This window comes from Rhodococcus sp. MEB041 (genome assembly GCF_030208955.1).
Classification (GTDB): domain Bacteria; phylum Actinomycetota; class Actinomycetes; order Mycobacteriales; family Mycobacteriaceae; genus Rhodococcoides.
Window position 1 is genome coordinate 275,546 of the sequence record NZ_JARVSZ010000002.1, and the last position, 23,935, is coordinate 299,480.

Below are 23,935 nucleotides of genomic sequence, written 5' to 3' on the forward strand. Positions count from 1 at the left end.
CCTCCGTCTCATCGGTGAATCTCTGTCGAGAAGTGCATTCCGTACTCGCGTCACGCGATGTGCGCGAGCCGGCCGTTCTGGTACATCCAGTCACTGCCACCGGATTGACCAGCGGCGATAGCGACCGTACCCGGGCAGGGCGCCGATTGCGAACTTGCCCCCCGCCGCCGTGTCGCCGCGATGGTGGTCTATGCGAGGGCGTGCTCGACGGTGTCGCGAGCGACGATCGCCGCTCCCCGTAGAGCGGCCACGTCCGGACCGTGTCGCAGGACGTCGCGGGAAGAGTTGGGCAGCAACAACTCTGACGAACCCTGGAACAGGGAGGGCAGGTCCAGCGCGGTGGCACCCTGGGCGCCGAGTCCGGGCGCGAGGATCGGCCCCGAGAACGTCCGCAGATCGAGCCCGTGTCCGCGTGTCGCACCCACCACGAGACCCATGACGTCGTCGTTCGCCCGCGTGTTGACCGCCGCGGCCTCGTCGACCACGGCCTGCGCGACGCTCGCACCGGTGGCGGTGACCGCCTGTTGCAGCGCCGCGCCCTCGGGATTCGACGTGCGTGCGAGCACGAACAGGCCGCAGCCGTGCTCAGTCGCCTGCTCGACGAACGGCGTCAGCGCACCCACCCCGAGGTAGGGCGAGACCGTCACGGCGTCCGAGGCGAGTGGTGAGGACGGGTCCAGCCACGCCCGGGCGTACGCCTCCGACGTGGACCCGATGTCCCCACGCTTCGCGTCCGCGACGACGAGCACGCCCGCCGCACGCAGATCGGCGATGGTCCGCTCGAGCACGGCGAGTCCACCGGACCCGAAGCGCTCGAAGAACGCCACCTGCGGCTTGACCACCCCGATGTCCGACGCGAACGCCTCGACGCAGAGCCGCGCGAAGCGGTCGAGGCCCGCCACGGTGTCGTCGAGGCCCCACGACGCGAGGATCGCGGAGTGCGGATCGATGCCGACACACAGGCGTCCCCGCGACCGGACGGCCGCGGTCAGCTTCCTGCGCCACACCCCGGCCTCCGGACTACCGGTCACCGAGGGGTGACCGGGTCGGTCGTGGCCGTCGGCCCGGTGCCCGCTCGCAGGTACGTCGTCAGCGAGCTGTGCAGATCCTGGAGCGACTGCACCCCGATGTCGCCGCGGATGCTCGCCTCGATCCCCTGCACCGCGGCCGCGGCACCCTGCACGGTGGTGATGCACGGGATGTTGCGCGCCACCGCGGCGCTGCGGATCTCGTACCCGTCGACCCGCGGGCCGGAGTTGCCGAACGGTGTGTTGAACACCATGTCGACCTCCCCCTCGCGGATCAGGTCCACGATGGTCCGCTCACCGTCCTCGAGCACGTCGGAGTGCTTGCGCACCACGTCGCTGCTGATGCCGTTGCGGCGCAGCATCTCCGCCGTTCCCTCGGTCGCGAGGATGCGGAAGCCCAGATCGGCGAGCCGCTTGACCGGGAACACCATCGACCGCTTGTCGCGGTTCGCGATGGACACGAAGATCGACCCCGTCGTCGGCAGCGAGCCGTACGCGGCGGTCTGGCTCTTCGCGAACGCGGTACCGAAGTCCGCGTCGATTCCCATGACCTCGCCGGTCGACTTCATCTCGGGGCTCAGGAGGGTGTCGACGCCACTGCCGTCCGCCTTGCGGAACCGGTTGAAGGGCAGCACGGCCTCCTTGACCGCGACCGGTGCATCGAAGGCAGCGTGCCCGCCGTCACCGGTGGGCGGCAACACGCCGTCCGCCCGCAACTCCGCGATGGTCGCGCCCAGAGCGATCCGGGCCGCGGCCTTCGCGAGCGGCACCGCCGTGGCCTTGGAGACGAAGGGCACCGTGCGGCTCGCACGAGGGTTGGCCTCGAGCACGTAGAGCACGTCGTCCTTGAGGGCGTACTGCACGTTGAGCAGCCCGCGGACCCCGATCCCGAACGCGAGCGCCTCCGTCGATCGGCGGACCGCGTCGATGTCGGTGCGGCCGAGCGTGATCGGGGGCAGCGCGCACGCGGAGTCGCCGGAGTGGATGCCCGCCTCCTCGATGTGCTCCATGACGCCGCCGAGGTAGACCTCGGTGCCGTCGCACAGGGCGTCGACGTCGATCTCGATCGCGTCCTCGAGGAACCGGTCCACCAGCACGGGGTGCTCCGGCGTGAGCTCGGTGGCGCGGGAGATGTAGTCGTCCAGCGACGCCTCGTCGTAGACGATCTCCATGCCGCGTCCGCCCAGCACGTACGACGGACGCACGAGCACGGGGTAGCCGATCTCGCTCGCGATGCGCTTCGCGCCGTCGAACGTGGTGGCCGTGCCGAACTTCGGCGCGGGCAGACCGGCGGCGACAAGCACCTCACCGAACTCCTTGCGGTCCTCCGCCAGGTCGATCGCCTCGGGCGACGTGCCGACGATCGGCACACCGGCGTCCTGCAGTCGCTGCGCGAGACCGAGCGGCGTCTGCCCACCGAGCTGGCAGAGGACACCGACGACACCTGGTCCACCTTCGCCCGACTCCTTCTCCGCCAGGTACACCTCGAGCACGTCCTCGAACGTGAGCGGCTCGAAGTACAGACGATCCGCCGTGTCGTAGTCGGTGGAGACGGTCTCGGGGTTGCAGTTCACCATCACGGTCTCGTAGCCGGCGGCCGAGAGCGTCGTGGCCGCGTGCACGCACGAGTAGTCGAACTCGATGCCCTGGCCGATGCGGTTGGGACCGGAGCCCAGGATGAGCACCTTGCCGAGCGTGGTCTGCGGGGCCACCTCGGTCTCCGCGCCGGGATCGAGCTCGTAGGTGGAGTAGTGGTACGGCGTCTTCGCCTCGAACTCCGCGGCGCACGTGTCGACGGTCTTGAACACGGGCCGCACTCCCAGCCGGTGGCGCAGCGAGCGCACCCCGTCCTCCCCCGCGAGCTCGGGACGCAGTGCCGCGATCTGCCGATCGGACAGGCCCGAGTGCTTCGCCCGACGCAGCAGGTTCTCGTCGAGGACGGGAGCGTCGAGCAGCCGGGTCCGCAGTTCCACCAGACCGGCGATCTCGTCGATGAACCACGGGTCGATACCGGACGCGGCGGCGACCTCCTCGACGGTGCCGCCGAGGCGCAGTGCCAACTCGGCGTCGTAGATGCGTCCCTCGGTGGGAACCTTCAGGTCGGCCAGCACCGCCTGCAGATCGTGCGCCCGGTCCCCCGCCAGCACCTCGTCCGACGTGGTCCAGAATCCGGTGGCCTTGGTCTCGAGCGACCGCAGCACCTTGCCGAGCGCCTCGGTGAAGTTGCGGCCCAGGCTCATCGCCTCGCCGACCGACTTCATCGTCGTCGTGAGGGTGGCGTCGGCCCCCGGGAACTTCTCGAACGCGAAGCGCGGCGCCTTGACGACGACGTAGTCCAACGTCGGCTCGAAACAGGCCGGTGTCTCGCCCGTGATGTCGTTGACGATCTCGTCGAGGCTGTACCCCACCGCGAGCTTCGCCGCGATCTTGGCGATCGGGAATCCCGTCGCCTTCGAGGCGAGTGCACTCGACCGCGAGACGCGCGGGTTCATCTCGATGACGATCAGACGACCGTCCTTCGGATCGATCGCGAACTGGATGTTGCATCCGCCCGTGTCGACGCCGACCTCGCGGAGGATGGCGATGCCCAGATCGCGCATCTTCTGGTACTCGCGGTCGGTGAGCGTCATCGCCGGAGCGACCGTCATGGAGTCGCCCGTGTGCACACCCATCGGGTCGACGTTCTCGATCGAACACACGATCACCACGTTGTCGCGGTTGTCGCGCATCAGCTCGAGCTCGTACTCCTTCCATCCGTAGATGGACTCCTCGATGAGCACGTTCGCAGACGGCGACGCGGCCAGTCCGCCGCCGGCGAGACGCTCGAGATCCTCGGTCGTGTACGCCATGCCGGAGCCGAGCCCGCCCATGGTGAAGCTGGGCCGGATGACGACGGGCAGGCCGAGTTCGGCAACGGTGTCGTGCACCTCGGCCATCGTGTAACAGACACGCGACCGGGCACTCTCGCCGCCGACCTTCGCGACGATGTCCTTGAACTTCTGGCGATCCTCACCGCGCTGGATCGCCTCGAAGTCGGCTCCGATGAGCTCGACGTCGTACTTCTCGAGGATCCCCTGCTCGTGCAGCGCCACCGCGCAGTTGAGCGCCGTCTGGCCGCCGAGGGTGGCGAGCACCGCATCGATGGGATGGCCCTCGGCCTTCTCCTTCGCGATGACTTTCTCGACGAACTCCGCCGTGATGGGTTCGACGTAGGTGGAGTCCGCGAACTCGGGGTCCGTCATGATCGTCGCCGGGTTCGAGTTCACGAGGCTGACCCGCAGGCCTTCCTCGCGGAGCACACGGCAGGCCTGCGTTCCGGAGTAGTCGAACTCGCATGCCTGACCGATGACGATCGGTCCGGATCCGATGACCAGGATGTGCTGGAGGTCTGTGCGCCGTGGCATTACTGGCCGGCTTTCTTGTCGAGGAGCTGCAGGAAACGGTCGAAGAGGTACTCGGCGTCGTGCGGACCGGCCGCGGCCTCGGGGTGGTACTGCACCGAGAACGCCGAGTCGTCGAGCAGGCGGACACCTTCGACGGTGCCGTCGTTCGCGCACGTGTGGCTGACGATCGCCCGGCCGAAGGGGGTGTCGAACTCCTCGCCGGCCTCGCCCTCGAGCGCGAACCCGTGGTTCTGGGCCGTGATGGAGATGCGGCCCGTGCCGTGTTCGATCACCGGGATGTTCATGCCCCGGTGACCGAAGGTCATCTTGTAGGTGGAGCGGCCGAGTGCACGGCCGAGGATCTGGTTGCCGAAGCAGATGCCGAACAGCGGGGTGCCGTCGCCGAGCACCTGCTCGGTCAGCCGCACCACCGAGTCTGCGGTGGCCGGGTCGCCCGGTCCGTTGGACAGGAACACGCCGTCCGCGCCGAGTGCCCGCACCTGGTCGATGTCGGCGTTCGCCGGGACCACGTGGACCCGGATTCCCCGCTGCGCGAACATGCGCGGCGTGTTCGACTTGATGCCGAGGTCGACCGCGACGACCGAGTACCGGGGCTCGCCCTCGGGGTCGACCGTGTACCCCTCGGTCGTGCTCACCTCGCCCGCCAGATCCGCACCCACCATGCTCGGCTGGCTGCGCACGGTCTCGATCAGCGCGTCGACGTCGGTGAGGGCCTCGCCGGAGAAGATGCCGGCCTTCATCGACCCGCGGGTGCGCAGGTGCCGCACCAGCGCGCGGGTGTCGATCTCGGCGATGCCGACGACGTCCTGCCGCGCCATCTCCTCACCCAGGGTGCCGGTCGAGCGCCAGCTCGAGCTGCGGCGGCTGGGGTCGCGGACGGCGAACCCGGCGACCCACATACGGGAGTCGTCGGCGTCGCCGGTGCGTCCGACGGACTCGTTGTCCTCACCGTTCCAGCCGGTGTTGCCGATCTGAGGGGCCGTGGCCACCACGATCTGGCGGTGGTAGCTCGGATCGGTCAGCGTCTCCTGGTAGCCGGTCATGCCGGTGCAGAACACCGCCTCGCCCAGGGTCGAACCCCGGGCTCCGAACGCGGTGCCACGGAAGATGCGCCCGTCCTCGAGGACCAGTGCCGCGGCGTCCTGGGTGCTCACGCGGTCTCCTTCTCGTCACTGCTCGTGTCGTCCACCCACTGCGGGTAGACCGTCTTGTCATCGGCTCGGAAGCCGGTGTCGATCTCGGTGCCGGTGGGCAGTTCCCAGCGGACGACCAGCAGGCCGTCCCTGGTCATGACCTTGCCGGCGAGGCCACGCTCGGTCCGCACGGCGCGGAGCGAGTCGGCGGGCATCCAGATGTCGGACTCCCCCGTGCGCTCGAGCAGGATGCCCGTCTCGTAGCGCGTCAGCGTTCCGGTGGCGCGATGGCCCATGTCGCCCACGGCGATCCGGTTCTGCCAGCTCGGGGCCAACGTCGATCCCACGTACAGACCTGTGCAGGCCGGGGTGACGACGGCGCCGAGCTGCTCCGGCACGGCCGGGAGGGTTCCGATCGCGTCGGCCTGACGCTTCTGACGGTTCTTCCAGCCCCAGATGATCAGGCCGATCATGGCGACCCAGAACACGAGGAAGCCGACCACCAACAGCACTCTGTCCATCTAGTTCATCCCTCCCGATGGCGCGGCCGCGACTCCGTCGCGGCTGGTGATCCGTCCGCGCAGCAGCGTCGCGGTGACCTTCGCGGGCAGCTCGAGCGACTCGTACGGGGTGTTGGCGGACAGCGAGGCCAGATCCCTCGGGACGACGGTCCACCGGACGTCCGGGTCGACGATCGTCAGGTTGGCGGGCTCTCCGACCGCGATGGGCCGACCCTGGTCGGTGAGCCCGACGATCTCCGCCGGTCGCTCGCTCATGACCCGTGCGACGCCGCGCCAGTCGAGCAGACCGGTCTCCACCATGGTCGTGACGATCACCGACAGGGCGGTCTCGAGGCCGAGCATGCCGGGCCGGGCCTGCGAGAACTCGCAGCACTTGTCCTGCTCGGCGTGCGGCGCGTGATCGGTGGCCACGCAGTCCACGACACCCGAGGCCAACGCCGCGCGGAGTGCCTGGACGTCGGAGGCCTCCCGCAGCGGCGGGTTCACCTTGTTCACGGCGTCGTAGGTCTCGAGACGCGAGTCGTCCAGGAACAGATGGTGCGGTGTCACCTCGGCCGTGATGGCGATGCCCTGCTTCTTCGCCCAGTCGAGGAGCTCCACGGTGCCGGCGGTGGAGGCGTGGCAGATGTGGACGCGGCTGCGCGCGTCCCGCGCGAGGATCGCGTCGCGGGCGACGATGGACTCCTCCGCGGACCGGGGCCATCCGGTGAGACCCAGGCGCGCCGCGGTCGGACCCTCGTGGGCGACGGCACCTTCGGTGAGCCGCGGCTCCTCGGCGTGCTGCGCGATGAGCACTCCCAGGCCGGCCGCGTACTCGAGGGCACGGCGCATCAGCAGTGGGTCGGCGACGCAGTGACCGTCGTCCGAGAACATCCGGACCGCACCGACACCGGCGTTCATGGTGGCCATCTCCGCCAGGGCCTTGCCCTGCAGGCCCACGGTGACGGCGCCGACGGGGTGGACGTCGACCAGCCCGACCTCCTGGCCGCGACGCCACACGTGGTCGGTGACCACCACGGAGTCCGCGACCGGAGAGGTGTTCGCCATCGCGAAGACGGCGGTGTATCCGCCGAGAGCTGCTGCGGCGGAACCCGTCTCGATGGTCTCGGTGTCCTCGCGGCCCGGCTCCCGGACATGAGTGTGCAGATCGACGAAGCCGGGCAACAGAACGCCACCGGCACCGTCCACGATCTCGGCACCCTCGGGAACGGTGACGTCCGCGCCGATCGCGTCGATGACGCCGCCCGACACCACCACGTCCACGGGATCACCCTCGCCGTAGGGGCGCACCGAGCGCAGCACCACGGTCCCGCTCATCGCGCGAGTCCCGTGGTCGGCTCGGACCCGATGAGCAGGCGGAACAGCACTGCCATACGCACGTGCACTCCATTCTGGACTTGGTGCAGGACGGCGGTCTCGGGTGCGTCGGCGACCGAGAAGCCGATCTCCATGCCGCGGAGCATCGGACCGGGGTGCAGCACCACCGCGTGGTCGGGGAGCAGATCGAACCGCTTCTGCGACAACCCGTATCCGATGGAGTACTCCCGCGCCGACGGGAAGAAGCCACCGTTCATGCGTTCGGCCTGGACGCGCAGCATCATGACGGCGTCGAGCGCCGGCAGCTCGGAGTCGAGCGACGGTGCCACGGTGACAGGCCACGTCTCGATGCCGACCGGCAGCAGCGTGCGCGGCGCGACGACCACCACCTCGGCACCGAGCGTGGCCAGCAGGAACGCGTTGGACCGGGCGACGCGGCTGTGCAGGACGTCACCGACGATGGCGATGCGGCGGCCCTCGATTCCGCCGAGACGCTGGCGCAGCGTCAGCGCGTCGAGCAGAGCCTGGGTGGGATGCTCGTGCGTGCCGTCGCCGGCGTTGATCACGGCCGGACCCGATCCGTCGGGCAGGGCCGTCCACTGGGCGATGCGGTGCGCCGCACCGGACGCGGGGTGCCGCACGATCAGGGCGTCCGCGCCGGCCGCTCGCAGCGTGAGGGCGGTGTCGCGCAGCGACTCACCCTTCGACGCGGAGGAGCTGCTCGCGCTGACGTTGATGACGTCCGCGCTCATCCACTTGCCCGCGACCTCGAACGACACTCGGGTGCGCGTCGAGTTCTCGTAGAAGACGGTCATGACCGTCTTGCCACGCAAGGTGGGGAGTTTGCGCACGTCGCGGCCGAGCAGCGCCTGCTCGAAGCGCTCCGCCTCGTCCAGGATGTCGGTGGCGTCGTCGCGACTCAGGTCCATCGTCGACAGCAGGTGCCGGGCACTCACGAGAGCTCCACCCCGTCTCGACCGTCGTGCTCGTCGAGCAGCACCGAGACGTCCTCGGTGCGCGCGGTCGGCACGTTCTTGCCCACGTAGTCCGCGCGGAGCGGGAGTTCGCGGTGGCCGCGGTCGATGAGCACTGCGAGCTGCACGGCCCGCGGACGCCCGAGATCGCGGAGAGCGTCGAGCGCGGCGCGCACCGATCGGCCGGAGAACAGCACGTCGTCGACGATCACGACGAGAGCGCCGTCCACACCGGTGTCGGGCATCGAGGTGCGCTCGAGCGCGCGATGGGGCTTGCTGCGCAGATCGTCGCGGTAGAGCGTGATGTCGAGAGAGCCGACCGGCGGGCGGAGTCCGGAGTACTCCTCGATCCGGTCCGCGAGGCGCGTGGCGAGAGTGGAACCGCGAGTGGGGATACCCACGAGAACCAGCGGAGCGGCGTCGGCCGAGCCGAACGCGGTCTTCTCGATGATCTGGTGGGCCATCCGGGCGATGGTGCGGCCGACGTCCGCCGACGACAACAGCTCGCGGGACTGGCCTGCTGGACCGGGGGTACCGGGCTCGTCTGAGGACACGAGAACAGGTGACCTCCTTCTCCGCCTCACTGGACGGATCGTTAAAGGATGTCTGACGCGGTGACTATACCAACCACGCCGGGCTCGAACTCAGCTCGAGGCGGGCGGTACGGCGTCGTCGGCGGTGTTCTCCGTCACGGGCCGGCTCTGCGCCGCCGGACGCGCCGCCGCGGCGGCGCGCACCTGGGGTGCGACGAGCACGATCTGGCCCAGCACCCCGTTGACGAAGGACGGCGAGTCGTCGGTGGAGAGTTGCTTGGCCAGCTCGACCGCCTCGTCGACGGCCACCACCGGCGGGACGTCGACCGCGTTCAGCAGTTCCCACACCGCGACGCGCAGGATCGCGCGGTCGACGGCGGGGAGACGATCGAGAGTCCACTGGTGCAGGTGATCCCCGATGACCGAGTCGACGCGGTCGAGGTTCTCGGCCACTCCGGTCACGAGAGTCGTGGTGTACGCGTTGACCGGCGCCACCGTCTCCTCGTGAGCGGACAGCTCGCCGCGCTCGGTCGCGAGCACCACGGGATCGAGATCCCGAGCCTCGGCCTCGAAGAGGAAGTCGACGGCGCGCTTACGCGCCTTGTGCCGTGCTCCGAGCTTCTTCGCCGCCGGCTTTCCCGGTGCGGCAGGGTTCTTGGAAGGCTCGCTCACTCAGGAATTCACGCGCCCGAGGTAGTTGCCGTCGCGGGAGTCCACCTTGAGCTTGTCGCCGGTGTTGATGAAGAGCGGCACGTTGATCTCGGCACCCGTCTCGAGGGTCGCCGGCTTGGTGCCACCGGTGGAGCGGTCGCCCTGCAGACCCGGATCGGTGTGCTGGACGATCAGCTCGACCGTGACCGGCAACTCGACGTACAGCGGCAGACCCTCGTGCATCGCCACCTGGACCTTCATGTTCTCGAGCAGGAAGCGCGAGACCTCGCCGATGGTCGCCTCGGCGACGGAGATCTGGTCGAAGGTGTCGCCGTCCATGAAGACGTAGTCCGAACCGTCGTGGTAGAGGTACGTCATGTCGCGTCGGTCGACCGTCGCGGTCTCGACCTTGACGCCCGCGTTGAAGGTCTTGTCGACGACCTTGCCCGACGTGACGTTCTTGAGCTTGGTGCGCACGAAGGCCGGTCCCTTACCAGGCTTGACGTGCTGGAACTCGATGATGGACCACAACTGGTTCTCGATGTTGAGAACGAGTCCGTTCTTGAAATCACTGGTGGAAGCCACTTGCTTCGCGTCTCCTCGTCGACTGTCGTCTCGGTCTCTCGGTACCCGGACGCCGCGCACGGCCTCCGGGCCTGACAAGCACTGGTCGGCAGGCCCTCGCCTACAGAACGGTGAACTCTTTGCTGGTGAGCGTCAGCAGTTCCGGCTCGTTCTCTCGAACGATGAGCGTGTCCTCGATCCGTACGCCTCCGCGACCGGAGAAGTACACGCCGGGCTCGACTGTCACCGCAGCACCGCAGAGCAGTGTACCGGTGCCGGTGGCACCGATTCCCGGCGCTTCGTGGATCTCGAGTCCCACGCCGTGGCCGAGTCCGTGCAGGAACTTGTCCCCGTGCCCCGCGTCCACGATGACCGAGCGAGCCGCTCCGTCCACCGCCTGCACGTCGGCGCCGGGGAGGACGGCGGCGCGTCCGGCGGCCTGCGACTGTTCGACGAGGGCGTACAGCTCGCGCTGCCAGTCCGCGGGGGTGCCCAGCACGTAGGTACGCGTCATGTCGGAGTGGTACCCGTCCACCTCCGCGCCGAAGTCCAGCTTCACCAGGTCACCCTGCTCGAGCACCGCACCGGTGGGGCGGTGGTGCGGCACCGCCGAGTGTGCGCCCGCGGCCACGATGGTCTCGAACGAGATGGCGTGCGCTCCCAGCTCGAGCATGAGGAACTCCAGATCGATCGCGACCTGCTTCTCGGTCCGGCCCGCGCTGATGCCACCCCGCTCGATCAACGCGGCCAGCGCGGCGTCGGCGACACCGCAGGCGCGTCGCAGCGCGTCGATCTCGCTCTCGTCCTTGATCATCCGCAGCTTCTCCACCAGTCGCGGCATGCGCTGGAGCGAGAGCGAGGACGCGGCGTCGGACCATGCCTGATGCTCGTCGACGGACACGACGTGCGATTCGAATCCGACGGTCTGCCCGCCCCGCGCACCGCCGGCGTCCTGCAGCAGGCGAACAGGGCCCGCGCGGTCGATCACCGCCGCGAGGTCGGGCACCTGCTCGCCCACCTGCGTCACGTACCGACCGTCGGTGCACACCACGGTGCCGGACTCGTCGGAGGCGGAGTCGTGCGCACTCAGCAGCAGCGCGGCATTGGAACCGGTGAACCCCGTGAGGTAGCGGACGTTGAGCAGATCGGTCACCAGGAGCGCGTCGGCCTCCCGGTCGCGGACGAGTTCTCGGAGGGCGTCACGCCGTGCGGCGCGGTCGGAGGACGGCATCTCTCGAACCTACCGCCGCCGTCACCGACGGTCGGCGACACCGGTCCGCCAGACGACACCGCACCCGGATATGTGGGCAGAAGCACACGCGACTGACCGGGGTGATTACTGTGTGCAGCATGACTGGGTGGGTGGTTCGCGGTGTGGGGATGGCGCTGGTTCATGTGGTGGCACGAGTGCTGCTCGCGCTGGCGGTCTCCGCCTGGCCCGCGCAAGGGTCCGTGTTGCGCATGATCACGCTGGCCGCCGTCGTTCTCGTGGCCGTCGTGTGGGGCGGAATCGACGGGATCAACGCGCACCGCCGCGGCGACCACGGTGAGGGCCGGACCGATTTCACGATGCTGTGGCTGAAGGCGTCGGTCGTGGCCGGTGTTCTCGCCGGGCTCGTCTGCTGGGTGTTCTCGGCGGTGGCGAACCTCGCGGTGAGCAGCAACTCCCTCTTCTTCGAGGTCACCTCCGGCGCGGCGTTCACGATTCTGCTCGTCTTCATCCCCACGGTCATCGCCGTCACGGTGGGCCGCTGGCTGGCCGGACGCGGCGACGACAAGCAGGAGGACCTGCGGCCGGGCAAGAAGGAGGACGCGACCGAGCGCGACCGCGTCACCTCCGGAGCACCCGCACGGGGCGAGTCGGACGCCGACACCGAGGTCTTCGCGCCGGTCCGGGACTCCGATCGGCGCCCGAACCTCGCGAAGGGCGACCGCTCCTCCTGACCGACCCCGTCGTCAGAGGAAGATCGACGACCCCGTCGTCGGCTCCTCACGCGCCACTGCGGAGTACGCGGCGGCCAGGAGCGCCGGATCCGGTCCCTCGAGGCGGCCCGGCTTGGCCAGTCCGTCCAGCACGACAAAGCGCAGCAGCCCGTTTCGGTTCTTCTTGTCCGTCTGCATGCCCGACAGCAGATGGGCGAACGCGTCCGCGTCGTAGCTGACGGGCAGTCCCACCGCCTGCAGGATGCTGCGGTGCCGGTCGGCGACATCGTCCGACAGTCGCCCCGCGAGGCGTCCGAGCTCGGCGGCGAACACCAGACCGACGGAGACCGCGGCGCCGTGGCGCCACTTGTACTTCTCGCGGCGCTCGATCGCGTGTCCCAGGGTGTGGCCGTAGTTCAGGATCTCGCGAAGATCGGACTCCCGGAGATCGGCCGCGACGACCCGAGCCTTCACCTCGATGGAGCGCCGGATCAGCTCGGGCAACACCTCGCCCGTCGGGTCCAGCGCGGCAGCGGGATCCGCCTCGATGAGGTCGAGAATCACTGGGTCGGCGATGAATCCGGTCTTGATCACCTCGGCGAGCCCGGCCACGATCTCGTTGTGCGGCACCGTCTCGAGGGTCGCCAGGTCCACCAGGACGGCCGCAGGCTCGTGGAAGGCACCGACGAGGTTCTTCCCGGCGTCGGTGTTGATGCCGGTCTTGCCTCCCACGGCCGCGTCGACCATGGCGAGCAGCGTGGTGGGCACGTGCACGATGCGGACGCCGCGCATCCAGGTGGCCGCGACGAAGCCGGCGAGATCGGTGGCCGCGCCGCCGCCCAGGCTGACCACGGCGTCGCTCCGCGTCAGACCGATGCGGCCGAGCACCTCCCAACAGAAGCCGGCGACGGCCAGTTCCTTGCCGTCCTCGGCATCGGGGATCTCGATGCGGTGTGCGTCGATCCCGTTGTCCGCCAGTGCTGCTCGGACGGCCTCGGCGGTCTCGGCGAGCGGAGGCTGATGGAAGATCGCGACGGTGCGCGTGCCCGCGAGCTGCTCCACCAGGTCGGTGAGCAGACCGCGACCGATGATCACGGGGTACGGGTTCGCCGTCCGGACGTCGATACGAACAGGTTCTGTCACGAGAGCGTCTCCTGTGCTGGGGGTGGATCCTGCGGTGGTCGGGTACGGCCGGTCCGTGGTGCCGACTGCCGCGGCAACGGTCCCGGATCGGTGGGGATCGGACGTCCGCCCTTGCGCCGGATCCGGCGCCGCGGCGAGGTCCGCTGCGGTGGTGCGGCCGGCGCGGGGACGCGGTCGGCGGGGGCAACGCCGAGACGGCCGAGCACAGCGGTGACGACGCGAGCGGGGCTGCGGCCGTCCGTGCGGACACGGATGGTGGACACCTCGCGGTACAGGGGTCGCCGAGTACGCATCAGTTCGCGGTACTTCGCCCGTGGGTCCGAGCCGGCCAAGAGGGGTCGTGAAGCGTTGGCACTGGTCGCACCGGTGCGCCGGAGGCCCTCGCCGACACTGATCTCGAGGTAGACGACGGTGTGACCGCGGAGCGCCGCACGAGTGCGCGAGGACAGGATCGCCCCACCGCCCAGGGACACGATGCCCGGATACGTGCGCAGCGCATCGAGCACGATGCGCTCCTCGATGGCACGGAACTCCGCCTCACCGCTCTCGGCGAAGATCTGCGGGATGGTGCGGCCGGTGTCCTTCTCGATGGCCACGTCCGTGTCGTACACCTGCGTGCCCAGGGCCTGAGCCAGCCGTCGGCCGATGGTGGACTTCCCGGCGCCGGGTGGCCCGATCAGCACCGCGCGCGGCGGACCGGAAACCTCCCCGGCCTCACCGGTCTCCCCCGACCGGCCTCCGGCCTGCCCGGCATCCTGCGACCGGCCTCCGGCCTGCCCGGTCATCGCGGCGGACGGGCTTGCGCGTTCTCCACGTAGCGGCGCACGTTGCCGGCGGTCTCGGCGACGGAGTCGCCTCCGAACTTCTCCAGCGTGGCGCGGGCGAGCACCAGAGCCACCATGGTCTCCGCGACGACCCCCGCGGCCGGCACGGCGCAGACGTCGCTGCGCTGGTGGATGGCCACCGCACCCTCGCCGGTGGACATGTCCACCGTCGCCAGGGCACGCGGAACCGTGGAGATGGGCTTCATGGCCGCGCGCACCCGCAGCGGGGCGCCGTTGGTCATGCCGCCCTCGATGCCGCCGGCGCGGTTGGTGGTGCGGACGATCCCGTCCGGGCCGGGGAGGATCTCGTCGTGGGCGGCGCTGCCGCGGCGGCGTGCGGTCTCGAACCCGTCGCCGACCTCGACACCCTTGATGGCCTGGATGCCCATGAGTGCCGCGGCGAGCTGCGCGTCGAGCTTGCTGTCGCCGGTGACGAACGAGCCGAGTCCCACGGGAAGGCCGTGGACGACCACCTCGACGATGCCGCCGAGGGTGTCCCCGTCGCGCTTGGCCGCTTCGATCTCGGTGATCATGGACTGCTCGGCCACGGCGTCGAACGCCCGCACGGGGCTGGCGTCGATCGCCTCGATGTCTCCCGCCGACGGCTCCGGGCCCTCGTACGGGTCGGACGCGCCGATCGAGATGACGTGCGACAGGACGTCGACGCCGAGGACCTGTTTCAGGAACTGTCGCGCGACGGTGCCGACCGCGACGCGGGCGGCGGTCTCCCGTGCGCTGGCGCGTTCGAGCACGGGCCGGGCGTCGTCGAAGCCGTACTTGAGCATGCCCGAGTAGTCGGCGTGGCCGGGGCGCGGACGGGTCAGGGGCGCATTGCGCGCGAGGTCGGCGAGCACGGCGGGATCGACCGGGTCGGCCGCCATGACGGTCTCCCACTTCGGCCACTCCGTGTTGCCGATCTCGATGGCGACGGGACCGCCGAGCGTCGAGCCGTGCCGGACACCGCCGATGACGGTGACCTTGTCGGCCTCGAACTTCATGCGGGCGCCGCGGCCGTAGCCCAGGCGTCGTCGGGCGAGCTGAGCTCCGATGTCCTCGGAGGTCACCTCGACTCCGGCCACCATGCCCTCGAGAATGGAAACCAGGGCAGGGCCGTGAGATTCTCCGGCAGTGATCCATCGCAACACGGATCGATCTTTTCACGTCCCGGCGTTCACCCACGCCACCAGGGTCGCCGCACACAGAGCGGGTCCGTGCGGAATCCCCGCCGCTCCCCCGGTTCGTCCCGTCATCGCCGCCAGCACCAGCGTCGTCGTCGGTGCCAGCACGGCGGCCACGGTCCACACGGACGGCCCCGAGACCGCGCCCAGTCCCCCGAGTGCGAGGCACAGCTTGACGTCGCCGCCTCCGATCGATCCGGGTGACGCCACCGACCCGACGAGGTGCACACCGGCCAGAGCCAGGCCGCCGAGGAGCGCCGACTCGCCCCCACCCTGGTGGGCGGCTGCCAGGAGCACCGCACCCGCGGCGGGCAGCGTCAGATCGTCCGGCAGGCGGTGACGGACCAGGTCGACGAGCGCGACGGCACAGGACCATGCCCCGACCGCGAGGATCGCCACGTCGGTGGTGACCGCGCCGAGCGCGGCACCGACGACGGCGGCCGCGAGCAGGTCGGGCACCGTCGGCGTCACCCACCGACCGACGGTGAGAAGAGCGAGGCAACACAGCGCGGATCCGAGGAGGACGGTCATGCAGTCACGGTGGCACCGGTGACTCCCATGATCCGTGCCGCGGCGACCCGCCCGGGGACGACGGCGCACCCGGGGATGATCAGGACTCCCGCAGAGCCCGCTCCATCGCAGCACGCGGGGCAGGCATACCGGTGAACTGCTCCACCTGACCGAAGGCCTGGTGCAGCAGCATCGCGAGGCCGCCGACGACGACGCCACCGGACTGCTCGACCGCGGCGGCCAGCGGCGTGGGCCACGGGTGGTAGATCGCGTCCAGCAGCACGCGCGTCCCGCGCAGTGCGTCGATCATCGCAGCGCCGCCCTCGGGCGGGACGGTGGACACCACGGCTGCCGCGTCCGCGACCGCTCGCGGCAGCGCGTCGTCGTCCGGTGCACTCCACCGGGCGGTGAGACCGGCGTCGCGCGCACAGACCAGAGCTCCCTCCGCCCGCTCCTCGTCCCGCGAGACGACGGTGACCGCATTCGCCCCGAGATCACGCAGAGCGACGAGCGCCGGGCGGGACGTTCCGCCCGCCCCGACGACGACCACCGACGCTCCCGACAGGTCACGGACACCGACCGTGCCGAGGGCGCCCGTGACACCGTCGACGTCGGTGCAGTCGGCGCGCCAGCCCGAGTCGGTGCGTACCAGGGTGTTCGCCGAGCCCACAGCGATTGCGCGCTGCGTTCGTTCGGTCGCACAGGCCAGAGCCGCGAACTTGCCCGGCATCGTCACCGACAGTCCCACCCACTCGGGTCCGAGGCCGTCCACGAACTCCGGAAGCCGTTCCGCGGTGCACTCCACCCGCTCGTAGGTCCACCCGGTGAGCCCGAGCTCCCGGTACGCCGCCGCGTGCAGGATCGGTGAACGCGAGTGCGCCACCGGCGACCCCAGAACGGCCGCGCGCCTCGTCGACGAGGCGTCGGAGACGGACGTCACCGGCCGCTGTCGAGGAACCCGCCCTCGACCTTCGTGATGTTGTCCAGGTGCACCTGGTAGTCGTCGGTGAAGAGCGTCTCACCGGCGGCGTTGATGGTGACGAAGTAGAGCCAGTTGCCGGGCTCGGGAGCCTCGGCGGCCTGCACCGCTGCCACACCGGGAGAGCAGATCGGCGTCGCCGGCAGACCCTCCTTGGCGTACGTGTTCCACGGCGTGACGTTCGCACGGTCGGCGTCGGTGGTGGCCACCTCGGTGGTGTCCAGCGAGTAGTTGACCGTGGAGTCGAACTCCAGACGCTGCCCGATGGCGAGACGGTTGAGGATGACGCGCGCCACCTTGGCGAAGTCCTGCGGCAACGCCTCGCGCTCGATGAGGGACGACGCCACGAGCACCTGGTACGGGTCGAGACCCGAGGAGGCGCCTGCCTCCAGTAGACCGGTGTCCTCGTAGATCGCGGCACTCTCGGACACGAGCTGACGCAGGATGTCCGTCGGTGCGGCGCTGGGGTCGAAGTTGAACGTGCCCGCGGCGATGAGCCCCTCGAGCTGACGATCGCGATCCGGCACCTGCCGCACCGCGTCGGTCGCCCAGTCGGCGACACCGAGTGCGGAAGGATCGTCCCCCGCACCCGCGAGGTTCAGGTCGTCGTATGTCACGCACGGAAGACCCTCTCCGACAGCACAACTGGCCTCGGAGATCAGCGTGTAGATGCCCTTGCGGACGGCGCCGGTGTTGACGTCGGTCGAGTCGTGCAGCTGACGGCCCTCGGCGATCTGGATCTGGCCCACTCGCGATGCCGGGTCCACCAGTGCGGAGACGGCGTCGGCCGCCGCCATCTGCGAGCGCATCCGATAGAAACCGGGCTGCACGGAGGTCATCGCGGTGTTCTGGACCGCGGCCTCGTAGAAGGCCGCCGAGCTGGCGGTGACGTCCTTGTCCGCCATCTCGGTCGCGATCTCCTGTGCGGTGTCGCCCGAGGCGACCTGCACCACCACGGCGTCGCCGCCGGGACCCGGGTAGTCCTCCGCGACCGCGGCCCCGCCGCCGGTGAACTTCGACACTCCCCACACACCTCCGACGGCCACGAGGCCGACCAGGACCAGCACACCGAGTCCGCCGATGATGCGCGAGCGACGTTTGCGACCGGCCGCGGCGCGGTCGCGGCGGGTGTCCGCGCGGCTCGCGCGGCTCGGGCGGTCACCGGGACCCGACGCCACTCGCGCAGGACGGGCGCGGCGGTCGTCGGCGAGCGGCTGACGGCGCAGGTCGTCGACCGGGAGATTCAGCTCGTCGGTGTCCCACTCGTCGCGTCGGCCGGGCCGCTGTCCACGACCGTCGTCCGTCACGGGGTCGTCCCCGGTGTGTCCTGCTCCGGACCGTGATTCTCGGGCACCGTTGCCCCCTCCTCGTTCGCCTGGGCGACCATCTCTCGCGCCAGGACACTGCGGCGCTCGTCGAGCCACCCTTGCAGGATGGCGACCGCCGCCGCCTGGTCGATCATCGACCGTTGGTCTCTCGCGCGGACGCCGCTGTCTCGAAGACCACGCGCGGCACTCACCGTAGTCAAGCGTTCGTCGGACAGCCGCACCGGCACGCCGGGCAGCGCACGGTGCAGGACTCGGGCGAAACGGACAGCCAGCGTGGCGGCGGTTCCGCGCTCGCCGCGCAGCGTGCGCGGCAGACCGACGATGATCTCGACGGCCTCGTACTCCTCGGCGAGCGCGACGATCCGCTGGACGTCGGCCGAGTCGGTGTGCGTCTTCGCTGCGCGCGGGACCGTCTCGACGGGTGTGGCGAGGGTGCCGTCGGGATCGGAGGACGCCACTCCGACGCGCACGCTCCCGACGTCGATCGCGAGCCGCCGCCCTCGCCCCGGGTCGTCGGCGCCCGGCCGGTCGGGCGCGGAGCTGCCGGCGGCCACCGTCAGGAGTTCCCGGCGATCTCGGTGACGCGACCGAGCAGAGCCTCGATCGCCGCGGGAACACCCGACGCGTCCGACCCGGCTCCCTGCGCGGTGTCGGCCTTGCCACCGCCGCGGCCGCCGATGCTCGGACCGAAGGCACCCACCAGTTCACCGGCCTTCACGCCGAGTTCCTGCGCGGCCTTGGTCGTCGACACGACGAACGGCACCTTGCCGTCGACGTCTCCGAACAGCGCCACCACCGCGGGCTGCGTGCCGAACCGGCCGCGAACGTCGCCGACGAGGGTGCGCAGATCCGCGGCACCGACGCCGGCCGGCGCGGGCTCCGCGACGACGAGCAGCGACCCGACCCGGCGCGCCGTGTCGACGTAGGACCCGGCGGACGAGAGCACGGCGGCGGCGCGAGTGGCCTCGAGCTCCTTCTCGGCGACGCGGAGCCGTTCGACGAGGTTCTCGATCCGCGCGGGCACCTCGTCGGTGGGCACCTTGAGCGACGAGGCGACACCGGCGAGCAGCGCCCGCTCCTTGGCGAGGTACTTGTACGAGTCGAGGCCGACGAAGGCCTCGACGCGTCGCACGCCCGACCCGACCGACGACTCTCCGAGGAGCGTCACCGGGCCGATCTGCGACGAGTGCTGGACGTGGGTGCCGCCGCACAGTTCCATCGAGAACGGTCCGCCGATCTCCACCACCCGGACCTCGTCGCCGTAGTTCTCACCGAACAGCGCCATCGCCCCCATGGCCTTGGCGTCGTCGAGATCGGTGACGAAGGTGTTGACCGCGAAGTCGGACGCGACGGCGTCGTTGGTGACGGACTCGATGTCCTCGCGCTGCGACTCCGACAACGCACCCTGGTACGTGAAGTCGAATCGCAGGTAGCCGGGCTTGTTCAGCGATCCGGCCTGTACCGCGTTCGGGCCCAGGATCTGGCGGAGTGCGGCGTGCACCATGTGCGTGCCGGAGTGTCCCTGGGTGGCGCCGCGGCGCCACTGCTGGTCGACGTGCGCGGTGACGACGTCGCCCTCGGTGAGCTGCCCCTCGTCGACGGTGACCTTGTGCACCCACACGGTCTTCGCGATCTTCTGCACGTCGCCCACGGTGACACTCAGTCCCGGGCCCGTGAGGGTGCCGATGTCCGCGAGCTGTCCGCCGGACTCGGCGTACAGCGGGCTGCGGTCGAGGATGACCTCGACCTTCTCCCCCGCAGCGGCGGTGGGCACCCGCACGCCCCCGGCGATGATCGCGAGAACCGTTGCCTCGCTGTCCAGCTCGTCGAAACCGGTGAACTCGGTGGGACCACGGTCGACGAACTCCTTGTACACCGTCAGGTCGGTGTGCGCGTGCTTGCGCGACTGCGCGTCGGCCTTCGCACGGTTACGCTGCTCCGCCATGAGCGTGCGGAATCCGGCCTCGTCGACCTGCAGGCCCGCCTCGGCCGCCATCTCGAGTGTGAGGTCGATGGGAAAGCCGTACGTGTCGTGCAGGACGAAGGCCTCGTCACCGCTGATGCGGGTGCCGCCGGACGCGGTCACGGCCTGAGCAGCGTTGTCGAAAAGGCGCGATCCGGACGTGAGGGTCGCGAGGAACGCCTTCTCCTCGCCGACGGCGACGGACTCGATGCGCGCGAAGTCCTCGACCAGTTCCGGGTACGACTCGGCCATCGTGTCGCGGACGACCGTGACGAACCGCGCCATCGAGGGGTCCTCGGCACCGAGCAGGCGTGCGCTGCGCACGATCCGGCGCAGCAGACGCCGCAGCACGTAGCCACGGCCGTCGTTGCCCGGCGTCACGCCGTCGGCGATGAGCATGACCGCGGTGCGGGCGTGATCGGCGATGACGCGGAACCGTACGTCCGCGTCGTGGTTCTCCCCGTACCGACGGCCGGACAGTGCCTCGGCCTCGGTGATGACGGGACGGACCAGATCGGTCTCGTAGACGTTGTCGACGTCCTGCAGCAGGAACGCCACGCGCTCGACACCCATACCGGTGTCGATGTTCTTGCGCGGCAACGGCCCCAGGATCTCGAAGTCGTCCTTCGACGTCCCCTGTCCGCGCTCGTTCTGCATGAACACGAGATTCCAGATCTCGATGTAGCGGTCCTCGTCCGCCTCCGGACCGCCCTCCTTGCCGAACTCGGGTCCGCGGTCGTAGTAGATCTCCGAGCACGGCCCGCAGGGTCCGGGAATGCCCATGGACCAGTAGTTGTCGGCCATGCCTCGGCGCTGGATGCGCTCGTCGGGCAGACCGGCGACGTCCTTCCAGATCTGGATGGCCTCGTCGTCGTCGAGATACGCTGTGGCCCAGATCCTCTCGGGATCGAAGCCGTAGCCACCGTCCTCGACGGACGAGGTTAGCAGTGACCACGCGAAGCCGATGACCTCGCGCTTGAAATAGTCGCCGAACGAGAAGTTGCCGGCCATCTGGAAGAACGTGTTGTGGCGGGTGGTCACGCCCACGTTCTCGATGTCGCCGGTGCGCACACACTTCTGCACACTCACGGCACGCGCGAACGGCGGGGTGCGCTGCCCGAGGAAGTACGGGACGAACTGCACCATGCCGGCATTGATGAACAGCAGATTCGGGTCGTCGAGGACCAGCGAGGCGCTGGGGACGGGGGTGTGTCCCAGCTTCTCGAAATGGTCGAGGAAACGACGGCGAATCTCGTGAGTCTGCACGGAAACACCCTAGCGCGCGAGAGCACGCACGATTCTGCGGAGCTTGCCGACGCGCGTCTCGAGGTCTCGCTCCGCTCCGTGGTTGGTGGGCCGGTAGTAGTCGGCGCCCACCAGCTCGTCCGGCGGGTACTGCTGGGCGAGCACACCGTCGGGGTCGTCGTGCGGAAACTTGTAGCCCGCCGCGTTGCCCAGTGAGGCGGCTCCCGTGTAGTGCCCGTCGCGCAGGTGCGGCGGCACGGCGCCTGCCTTCCCCGCCGCGATGTCGGCCATCGCCGCGGACAGCGCGCTGGTGACGGCACCGGACTTCGGTGCGGTGGCGAGGTGGATGGTGGCCTGGGCGAGGGCGAGCCGCGCCTCGGGCATCCCGATCGTCTGCACCGCCTGCGACGCCGCCGTCGCGACCAGCAACGCGGTGGGGTCGGCCATGCCGATGTCCTCGCTGGCGTGCACCACGAGCCTGCGGGCGATGAAGCGTGCGTCCTCACCGGCGGTGATCATCCGGGCGAGGTAGTGCATGGCCGCGTCGACGTCGGAACCGCGGATCGACTTGATGAACGCGCTGATGACGTCGTAGTGCTGGTCACCGTCCCGGTCGTACCGCACCGCGGCTCGGTCGACACTCTTCTCCACGGTCTCGAGATCCACGGTGCCGCCCGCACCCGCAGTGTCGGCGGCCGCCTCGAGCGCTGTCAGACCCCGTCGAGCGTCACCGCCGGCCAGCCGCACGAGGTGTCCGAGCGCCTCGTCGGTCACCGTCACCGACCCGCCGAGACCGCGCTCGTCCGCCAGGGCCCGCGTGAGAACCTCGCGGATGTCGTCGTCGGTGAGCGACCGGAGCTGCAGCACCAGGGACCGTGACAGCAGCGGCGACACGACGGAGAACGACGGGTTCTCCGTCGTCGCGGCGACGAGCAGCACGATCCGGTTCTCGACGGCGGCGAGCAGGGCGTCCTGCTGGGTCTTGGAGAACCGGTGCACCTCGTCGATGAAGAGCACGGTCTGCTCGTTGTTCAGCAGCCGGCGACGCGCCAGGTCGATCACGGCCCGGACGTCCTTGACGCCCGCGGAGAGCGCGGACAGGGCCTCGAACTTGCGGCCGGTGGCACCCGAGATCAGGGACGCGAGCGTGGTCTTGCCGGTGCCGGGTGGGCCGTAGAGCATGACCGACGCTGCCCCGGACCCCTCCACCAGGCGGCGCAGCGGGGCACCCGGGGTGAGGAGGTGGCCCTGGCCCACGACCTCGTCCAACGACCGTGGACGCATCCGCACGGCCAGCGGCGCACCCGGTGTGCTCGCACGCGGGGACGGGACGAACGCGTCCCCGTCGGGAGCAGCGGTGTCGTCGTCGAAGAGGGAGTCGTCGGCGCTCATCGGACGGTCAGGACGCGGCGGCGGGCCACCGCGCCGCGAGTGCCTGCCGGACATCGCCCGCGAAGTCCGCGAGGTCGTGGTGCCCGACGAAGCGCGCGTACTCCGAGAGGATGGACCACCGCGTGGTCAGCGCGGCGGCGCGGGGCACCGAGAGGTGGTGCCGACGCAGTGCGGCGTTGCGGGTGTCGTCGTCGGGGAGGAACCAGTGCGTCGTGAGCCAGGCCCACACCAACTGGGCGTCCAGCAACTTGGCGTGCAGCACGTCGTCGTCGGCGAGGTGCGGCCAGATTCCGACCACCTCGGCGCGCCACGCATCGACCATGGCCTCGGCGCGTTCCGGCGTGAGATCGAGACGGCACAGGCAGCCGGGGTAGGACAGGAGCGTGTAGGCCACGTCGAGAGTGGCGTCCCGGAAGCCTCCCCACTCGTAGTCCAGGAATCGCACGCCCTCGTCGTTGACGATGATGTTGTCCGGGCACAGGTCCGACGGACTGAAGGCGCGGTGTCCGCCGGAACCGAAGAGTTTGGCCGCGCGGGCGACGGCGGCGGCGACCGCGGGCGGCACCTCGATGCCGAGATCCGCGGCGAGCATCGCCGGGACGTCCGACTGGGCCACCGCGACCTGATCGGCCAGCCCGTCCCGAGAATCGGCGACGCCGGCGCGACCGAGGAGCGCCCCGAAATCCTCCTCGCGGCCGAACGTGGCGGCGTGCATCCGCCCGAGTGCCTGGGCCAGAGCCATGAGCGAGTTGGTGACGGACGACGGATCGGGGTTCGCGATCAGACTGGTGAACGGCGCGGCGTCCCCCAGGTCACTGAGGACGAGGAGCCGTTCCTTCAGGTCGTACGCGATGAGGGACGGACCGGGACGGGTGTGCGTCGCGAGGGCGGTGGCGAACTGGTACGAGACCGCTTCGCGCAGGAACGCCGTGTGGTCTCCGGCGCCGAGACCCGTGCGGGACACCGACTCCGTGGACGTCTCGCGGACCTGCTTGATCACGAGCGTGCGGGGCAACTGGAACGGGTTCTCGGCCACCCGGACACGGATGACCACGGTGCGCCCGCTGCCACCGAGATCGACCGGGTCGACCAGGGTCACCGATGCTCCCGTGCGTCTGGTGAGGAGTTCTCGTGCTGCTGCCACTGCTTCGGTGACCGGATCTGCCAACATTGCCGTCATCGATTGTCCGACCCACCTCGTCCGTGAACGGGCAGGTCATTCCTCGTTTCCGTACTCGCGCCGGCCCTTCGCGGACCGGCTGTGGTGCTGTGTGCGTACTGCCGGAGCAGGATCGGGTTCCCCGCTCCACAGTCGATGAAACGGG

Annotated in this window: 21 protein-coding genes; 1 reads left to right on the forward strand and 20 read right to left on the reverse strand. The window is 70.0% G+C overall.

Annotated elements, in window-relative coordinates:
- Positions 1-188: 188 nt before the first annotated feature.
- The 10 genes from pyrF to QRN16_RS05290 all read right to left on the reverse strand — a co-directional run bounded on the left by pyrF (position 189) and on the right by QRN16_RS05290 (position 11,356).
- A complete protein-coding gene (gene pyrF, locus QRN16_RS05245) occupies positions 189-1,031 on the reverse strand; it encodes an orotidine-5'-phosphate decarboxylase (RefSeq protein ID WP_285185005.1) in 843 nt (280 codons plus the stop codon).
- Entirely contained in the window at positions 1,028-4,432 is a 3,405-nt protein-coding gene (gene carB / locus QRN16_RS05250) for a carbamoyl-phosphate synthase large subunit (protein WP_051613218.1), read from the reverse strand. The genes pyrF and carB overlap by 4 nt, the downstream gene beginning before the upstream one ends.
- On the reverse strand, positions 4,432-5,586 hold the full coding sequence (gene carA / locus QRN16_RS05255; RefSeq protein WP_027505259.1) for a glutamine-hydrolyzing carbamoyl-phosphate synthase small subunit: 1,155 nt from the start codon (positions 5,584-5,586) through the stop codon (positions 4,432-4,434). Before carA ends, carB begins: the two co-directional genes overlap by 1 nt.
- Positions 5,583-6,086, reverse strand: coding sequence for a PH-like domain-containing protein (locus QRN16_RS05260; RefSeq protein ID WP_027505258.1), 504 nt, complete (start codon positions 6,084-6,086; stop codon positions 5,583-5,585). The genes carA and QRN16_RS05260 overlap by 4 nt, the downstream gene beginning before the upstream one ends.
- The gene (locus QRN16_RS05265; protein WP_285185010.1) at positions 6,087-7,403 is read right to left on the reverse strand and encodes a dihydroorotase; all 1,317 of its coding nucleotides are present in this window, start codon (positions 7,401-7,403) and stop codon (positions 6,087-6,089) included.
- Complete coding sequence (locus QRN16_RS05270) at positions 7,400-8,359, reverse strand: aspartate carbamoyltransferase catalytic subunit (protein ID WP_285185012.1); 960 nt, start codon at positions 8,357-8,359, stop codon at positions 7,400-7,402. Before QRN16_RS05270 ends, QRN16_RS05265 begins: the two co-directional genes overlap by 4 nt.
- On the reverse strand, positions 8,356-8,931 hold the full coding sequence (gene pyrR / locus QRN16_RS05275) for a bifunctional pyr operon transcriptional regulator/uracil phosphoribosyltransferase PyrR (RefSeq protein WP_056444721.1): 576 nt from the start codon (positions 8,929-8,931) through the stop codon (positions 8,356-8,358). Before pyrR ends, QRN16_RS05270 begins: the two co-directional genes overlap by 4 nt.
- Positions 8,932-9,021: 90 nt before the next feature.
- Positions 9,022-9,582, reverse strand: coding sequence for a transcription antitermination factor NusB (gene nusB, locus QRN16_RS05280; RefSeq protein ID WP_051613217.1), 561 nt, complete (start codon positions 9,580-9,582; stop codon positions 9,022-9,024).
- The gene (gene efp / locus QRN16_RS05285; RefSeq protein ID WP_027505254.1) at positions 9,583-10,146 is read right to left on the reverse strand and encodes an elongation factor P; all 564 of its coding nucleotides are present in this window, start codon (positions 10,144-10,146) and stop codon (positions 9,583-9,585) included.
- A gap of 100 nt (positions 10,147-10,246) precedes the next feature.
- Positions 10,247-11,356 carry a M24 family metallopeptidase gene (locus QRN16_RS05290; RefSeq protein ID WP_056444724.1) on the reverse strand — a complete coding sequence of 370 codons (1,110 nt, stop codon included), beginning with the start codon at positions 11,354-11,356 and terminating at the stop codon, positions 10,247-10,249.
- Positions 11,357-11,475: 119 nt separating this feature from the next.
- Here QRN16_RS05290 and QRN16_RS05295 point away from each other — a divergent pair, with 119 nt between their 5' ends.
- Positions 11,476-12,069, forward strand: coding sequence for a B-4DMT family transporter (locus QRN16_RS05295; RefSeq protein WP_222631037.1), 594 nt, complete (start codon positions 11,476-11,478; stop codon positions 12,067-12,069).
- Positions 12,070-12,081: 12 nt separating this feature from the next.
- On the opposite strand, the gene aroB is transcribed toward QRN16_RS05295, so the two are convergent.
- The 10 genes from aroB to QRN16_RS05345 all read right to left on the reverse strand — a co-directional run bounded on the left by aroB (position 12,082) and on the right by QRN16_RS05345 (position 23,790).
- A complete protein-coding gene (aroB, locus tag QRN16_RS05300) occupies positions 12,082-13,191 on the reverse strand; it encodes a 3-dehydroquinate synthase (protein WP_027505251.1) in 1,110 nt (369 codons plus the stop codon).
- Positions 13,188-13,874 (reverse strand): shikimate kinase, encoded by a 687-nt coding sequence (locus tag QRN16_RS05305; protein WP_235578935.1) that lies wholly within the window; start codon positions 13,872-13,874, stop codon positions 13,188-13,190. The genes aroB and QRN16_RS05305 overlap by 4 nt, the downstream gene beginning before the upstream one ends.
- A gap of 98 nt (positions 13,875-13,972) precedes the next feature.
- On the reverse strand, positions 13,973-15,160 hold the full coding sequence (aroC, locus tag QRN16_RS05310; RefSeq protein WP_027505250.1) for a chorismate synthase: 1,188 nt from the start codon (positions 15,158-15,160) through the stop codon (positions 13,973-13,975).
- 12 nt (positions 15,161-15,172) lie between these two features.
- On the reverse strand, positions 15,173-15,724 hold the full coding sequence (locus tag QRN16_RS05315) for a prepilin peptidase (RefSeq protein ID WP_056444731.1): 552 nt from the start codon (positions 15,722-15,724) through the stop codon (positions 15,173-15,175).
- Between the two features lie 79 nt (positions 15,725-15,803).
- Entirely contained in the window at positions 15,804-16,643 is an 840-nt protein-coding gene (locus QRN16_RS05320) for a shikimate dehydrogenase (protein ID WP_285185016.1), read from the reverse strand.
- Positions 16,640-17,989, reverse strand: coding sequence for an endolytic transglycosylase MltG (locus QRN16_RS05325; RefSeq protein ID WP_051613215.1), 1,350 nt, complete (start codon positions 17,987-17,989; stop codon positions 16,640-16,642). Before QRN16_RS05325 ends, QRN16_RS05320 begins: the two co-directional genes overlap by 4 nt.
- Positions 17,986-18,564, reverse strand: coding sequence for a Holliday junction resolvase RuvX (gene ruvX / locus QRN16_RS05330; RefSeq protein WP_051613214.1), 579 nt, complete (start codon positions 18,562-18,564; stop codon positions 17,986-17,988). Before ruvX ends, QRN16_RS05325 begins: the two co-directional genes overlap by 4 nt.
- 2 nt (positions 18,565-18,566) lie before the next feature.
- Positions 18,567-21,239 carry an alanine--tRNA ligase gene (alaS, locus tag QRN16_RS05335; RefSeq protein ID WP_027505247.1) on the reverse strand — a complete coding sequence of 891 codons (2,673 nt, stop codon included), beginning with the start codon at positions 21,237-21,239 and terminating at the stop codon, positions 18,567-18,569.
- Between the two features lie 9 nt (positions 21,240-21,248).
- Positions 21,249-22,610 (reverse strand): replication-associated recombination protein A, encoded by a 1,362-nt coding sequence (locus tag QRN16_RS05340; RefSeq protein WP_285185017.1) that lies wholly within the window; start codon positions 22,608-22,610, stop codon positions 21,249-21,251.
- 7 nt (positions 22,611-22,617) lie between these two features.
- The gene (locus QRN16_RS05345; RefSeq protein WP_027505245.1) at positions 22,618-23,790 is read right to left on the reverse strand and encodes a protein kinase family protein; all 1,173 of its coding nucleotides are present in this window, start codon (positions 23,788-23,790) and stop codon (positions 22,618-22,620) included.
- Positions 23,791-23,935 lie beyond the last annotated feature (145 nt).

Bases quoted from the DNA above. Each gene is read 5' to 3' on its own strand.
- carB (WP_051613218.1), bottom strand. From the start codon at position 4,432: ATGCCACGGCGCACAGACCTCCAGCACATCCTGGTCATCGGATCCGGA.
- QRN16_RS05260 (WP_027505258.1), bottom strand. From the start codon at position 6,086: ATGGACAGAGTGCTGTTGGTGGTCGGCTTCCTCGTGTTCTGGGTCGCC.
- QRN16_RS05265 (WP_285185010.1), bottom strand. From the start codon at position 7,403: ATGAGCGGGACCGTGGTGCTGCGCTCGGTGCGCCCCTACGGCGAGGGT.
- QRN16_RS05290 (WP_056444724.1), bottom strand. From the start codon at position 11,356: ATGCCGTCCTCCGACCGCGCCGCACGGCGTGACGCCCTCCGAGAACTC.
- QRN16_RS05295 (WP_222631037.1), top strand. From the start codon at position 11,476: ATGACTGGGTGGGTGGTTCGCGGTGTGGGGATGGCGCTGGTTCATGTG.
- QRN16_RS05315 (WP_056444731.1), bottom strand. From the start codon at position 15,724: ATGACCGTCCTCCTCGGATCCGCGCTGTGTTGCCTCGCTCTTCTCACC.
- QRN16_RS05340 (WP_285185017.1), bottom strand. From the start codon at position 22,610: ATGAGCGCCGACGACTCCCTCTTCGACGACGACACCGCTGCTCCCGAC.
- QRN16_RS05345 (WP_027505245.1), bottom strand. From the start codon at position 23,790: ATGACGGCAATGTTGGCAGATCCGGTCACCGAAGCAGTGGCAGCAGCA.